The sequence below is a fragment of the Corynebacterium sp. MSK071 genome, from assembly GCF_030232125.1.
In the GTDB taxonomy this organism is placed as follows: Bacteria; Actinomycetota; Actinomycetes; order Mycobacteriales; family Mycobacteriaceae; genus Corynebacterium; species Corynebacterium kefirresidentii.
This window is the reverse complement of record NZ_JASPJA010000032.1, coordinates 1-1,481: the sequence shown is the minus strand read 5'-3', so window position 1 is coordinate 1,481 and position 1,481 is coordinate 1. Positions and strand designations below refer to the sequence as shown.

The 1,481-nt window shown below is 55.2% G+C and carries 1 protein-coding gene; it reads right to left on the bottom strand.

The genetic code is table 11. The features are described from left to right. The coding region (locus tag QP990_RS12050; RefSeq protein ID WP_284799411.1) for a hypothetical protein at positions 1–1,481 on the bottom strand (1,481 nt) is incomplete at both ends.

Here is a 1,481-nt window from a genome sequence, read left to right as displayed (position 1 = left end):
ACCGTGACAATCAACAGGGCAGCAGACAAAATCAACACAGCCCACACGATGATGGGAGTAGCCGCGACGACCGCGGCCAAACGGGCACGGCGGAAGAGGCGCCTGCCAACACGCATCGGTGTACCGGCAACAACGAATGCAACCGAAGCGGCAAGAATCAGCCCCGTCACCACCGTAAGTAGTCCAGCTAAGGGGGATAAAAGAACCCTCGGGTGAGTGGCAAGCATGCCCACAAACGTAGCTGCAGACAAGAACAAAATAATCGCGCCCGCCACACCAGGAACAATCGTCAACGCCGCCGCTGCAAACGTGACCGCAATTGTCAACAAAGATACTTTAGCCAGAATCCTCCACGGCTGAGCCAACTTTCGCGCGGCCAGCAGCATTGGTACACCCACAAACATGGTCACGAAGGCAGAAATCATCAACCCTAGACCAAGCCGCTCCAACTTTTGGACCTTCATCCACGGGAAGGCACCAGCGATAACTCCAGCGTCCAAGAGTAAGTGGCGTGCCCCGCGGGCAGTAGCAAGTGCGACCACAATGGCAGAAACAACGGTAGCAATACTACTGAGGGCGAACTTTGGCCACTTCTTAAGACGTTGCCCAACCCACGTGAGAACAACAAGTGCAGCGATAAGAAAACGGTGATGAATACCCAACACAACGGCGGCAGGGGTAAGCAAGCGAGCAGCAATGATAGGAACCTTCCACCCCATCCAACGAGCCGCAGCAATAACACTCGAGGCGAGAATACCTACCATAAGCGGGAGGATAGGGCGGAGAATACGCCCAACGATGCCCCGCGTACGAGCGACGACATGCGCTAGCGCGACTCCCAACGTAGTGACAGTGTCGATGCCGAAAGCATCCAAGAAAGTCCACGGAAGGACAAAAGGAGTCAGTAGGCGGCGAAGCACACGTTGAGGCTTAGCCACTATATAGCCCACAAGCATGATTACCAACTGGGCGATGCCCAAATTTCCTGCACCGCCAGCGACGAGCCAAATGGTATTCGTTGCCGGATTAGCTGGTCCACCAGCCGCAGCCCACGCAGCCCACGCCGCTGCTGACACCCCACCGTAAGCGGCCAAAAGGAACCAGGCAACAGCTTGTACGCTGATGCTGTAAAGATTCCACTTCAGCAAGAAAACATTCACCGACAGTGGAATCACTATGCGATACAGCAGTCCCCTGTAAGGCAGAAACACCACAGGAAGCGTCAACAACGCCACCAGCAGTATTACTGCAGAAACTATGCCAATCACAGTGGTGCCTACAGCACGCAGTGGATATAAAAACCGGGTCGGTGCAGCGAAAAACGGAATAAAACCTACAGCAACAACAGAGCGCACTACCTGAACGCCCTGAAGCACCAGCCGGATAATCCACGGTCCAATTCCCGCGAAAACACCAGTAGCCATAAACCCGACGCCGGCAAGCATGACACCCGCAGTTACCACGCGCAGCAGCAATTGGCC